At 70.8% G+C, this 2,979-nt stretch carries 2 protein-coding genes; both read right to left on the reverse strand.

What is annotated here, in order from left to right; genetic code table 11:
* The coding region (locus IH13_RS37360; RefSeq protein ID WP_031084022.1) for an MFS transporter at positions 1 to 922 on the reverse strand (922 nt) is incomplete at its 3' end.
* 358 nt (positions 923 to 1,280) lie between these two features.
* The coding region (locus IH13_RS37365; RefSeq protein WP_031084024.1) for an ATP-dependent Clp protease ATP-binding subunit at positions 1,281 to 2,979 on the reverse strand (1,699 nt) is incomplete at its 5' end.

Genomic DNA, 2,979 nt, shown 5'->3' on the forward strand with positions numbered 1-2,979 from the left:
GGTTCGCACCGATGGCCAGCGGCCCGAGCAGCCGGCGCCGCCGGTCGTCGCCGACCGCCGCCCGGCCCAGCAGGGCCGCGCCCACCACCATGCCCGCCGGATGCGCGGCCAGCAGCAGTCCGACCGAGGCCCCGCCGCCGCCCGCCTCCTGGGCGAAGGGCGCCGCCAGCCCCTCCGGCAGCATGACGAAACCGGCCAGCCAGCCGAGCGCGACCAGTGACCGCAGCCGCGGGTCGGCCCAGATCAGCGCGACCGCGCTGCGGACCTGGAGGTGCACCCGCTTCTGCCCGGTTCCCACGCCCTCGACGGGCCGGGCCTTCACGCCGAACCGGATGAGCGTCGCGGAGAGCAGGAACGTCAGCGCGTTCAGCCCCAGCGAGACGTGGCTGCCCAGCCACACGACCAGCACCCCGCCGCCGGCGAACCCGATCAGCTGCCCCGCCTGATGCGTGATCAGCATGACGCGCTGCCCGCGCTCGTACCGGCCGGCGCCGAGCACGCTGGGCAGCAGGGCGCCCTGGGCGGCGCCGAAGGGGGCTTCCGCCAGCTGCGCCAGGACCAGCAGCCCGGCGAGCAGCAGCAGCGGTGTCCCGGGCAGGGCCATCAGGCCGACGATGACGGCGCGCACCAGGTCGCACCAGACCATGACCGTACGCCGCGGGAAGCGGTCCGCGAGGCCGGACAGGAGTACCCCGGACAGCAGGGCGGGCAGGGTCGTCAACGCATAGGTCGCCGCGGTCCAGCCCGCCGACTCGGTGCGTTCGAAGACCAGCAGCGACAGCGCCACACGGGCCAATTGGTCACCGAGGACCGATTGGGCATAAGCCGTCCACAAGGTACGGAATTCACTGAGGCGAATGAGATTGTCACCTTTGGCGTCTTTCGAGTCGGGACTTATCTCATCTGGTTTCCGTTCCGTCATGCGCGCACCTTACCGGGCGGGGAATTCCGCCTATCCCCCGGACGATGCCGGAAAGGGGGGTCCGGAGTGCCCCGATATCAAGCGGAAACCTGCCGCCCCGCCGGCAGTCGACGGCCTTGCATACGAGGGCACGGATATGTATCGCCCGGATACAAACAAAGCCCGTGACCGCACTGCGGCCTCTCGTATCCAGCCACCGAATAGAAAATTTCGGCTCGATTTCGTGGGCGCCCCGCGAACGGCTCACCAGCGATACATGCCCAGTACATGGGTCAATGCGGCGGAGCCGCACGCACCCGTGCCCCCGCCCGGGACCCCGATCGGTCCGGGCGGGGGCACGGAACGGGCACGCGCCCGCTTACAGCGTCTTCGCGGCCGGGGCGGCCCCCACGAACAGCTCCTCCCCGGCGCGGTCCACCCGCACCGTGTCACCGTCCTTGATCTCGCCCGCGAGGATCTCCTTCGCGAGCCGGTCGCCGATCGCGGTCTGGATGAGCCTGCGCAGCGGCCGGGCCCCGTAGGCCGGATCGTTGCCCTCCTCCGCCAGCCAGGCCAGCGCGTCGGGTGTCACGTCGAGGCTGATCCGGCGGTCGGCGAGGCGGTCGGCGAGGCGGCCCACCTGGAGGCCCGCGATGTGGGACAGCTCGTCACCGGACAGGGCCGAGAAGACGACCAGGTCGTCGAGCCGGTTGAGGAACTCCGGCTTGAACGAGGCACGTACGACCTCCAGCACCTGCTCCTTCTTCACCTCGGGCCCGGTCAGGGGGTCCACCAGGAACTGGCTGCCGAGGTTCGACGTCAGAACCAGGATGGTGTTGCGGAAGTCCACCGTCCGCCCCTGCCCGTCCGTCAGCCGGCCGTCGTCCAGCACCTGGAGCAGGATGTCGAAGACCTCGGGGTGGGCCTTCTCCACCTCGTCCAGCAGGACGACGCTGTACGGGCGGCGGCGGACCGCCTCCGTGAGCTGGCCGCCCTCCTCGTAGCCCACGTAACCGGGCGGGGCGCCCACGAGACGGGCGACGCTGTGCTTCTCGCTGTACTCGCTCATGTCGATGCGGATCATGGCCCGTTCGTCGTCGAACAGGAAGTCCGCGAGCGCCTTGGCCAGCTCGGTCTTGCCGACACCGGTCGGACCCAGGAAGAGGAACGATCCGGTGGGGCGGTCCGGGTCGGCGATCCCCGCCCGGGTCCGGCGTACCGCGTCGGAGACGGCCCGCACGGCCTCGGTCTGGCCGATCAGCCGACGGCCCAGCTCCGACTCCATGCGCAGCAGCTTCTGCGTCTCGCCCTCCAGGAGGCGTCCGGCCGGGATGCCGGTCCAGGCGCCGACGACGTCGGCGATGTCGTCCGGGCCGACCTCCTCCTTGACCATGGTGTCCTTGGCGGCCTCCTGCTCGGCCTCGTCCGCCTCGGCCAGCTCCCGCTCCAGGCCGGGGATCTCGCCGTACAGCAGCTTGGACGCGGTGTCGAAGTCCCCGTCGCGCTGGGCGCGTTCGGCCTGGCCGCGCAGGTCGTCGAGGCGTTCCTTGAGCTCACCGACCCGGTTGAGGCCCTGCTTCTCCTTCTCCCAGCGGGCGGTCAGACCGCGCAGCTCCTCCTCCTTGTCGGCGAGGTCGCGGCGGATCCTCTCCAGCCGCTGCCTGGAGCCCTCGTCGCTCTCGTTCCTGAGGGCCAGCTCCTCCATGTGCAGCCGGTCGACGGCACGCTGGAGTTCGTCGATCTCCAGCGGGGAGGAGTCGATCTCCATGCGGAGCCGGGACGCCGCCTCGTCGACCAGGTCGATGGCCTTGTCGGGGAGGAAGCGGGAGGTGATGTAGCGGTCGGAGAGGGTCGCGGCGGCCACCAGTGAGGAGTCCGCGATCTGCACCTTGTGGTGGGCCTCGTAACGGCCCTTGAGCCCGCGCAGGATCGCGATGGTGTCCTCGACCGACGGCTCGGCGACCAGGACCTGCTGGAAGCGGCGCTCCAGGGCGGGGTCCTTCTCGATGCGCTCGCGGTACTCGTCGAGCGTGGTGGCGCCGACCATGCGCAGCTCGCCGCGGGCGAGCATCGGCTTC

It is taken from the genome of Streptomyces sp. NRRL WC-3549, assembly GCF_000721935.1.
GTDB lineage: Bacteria > Actinomycetota > Actinomycetes > Streptomycetales > Streptomycetaceae > Streptomyces.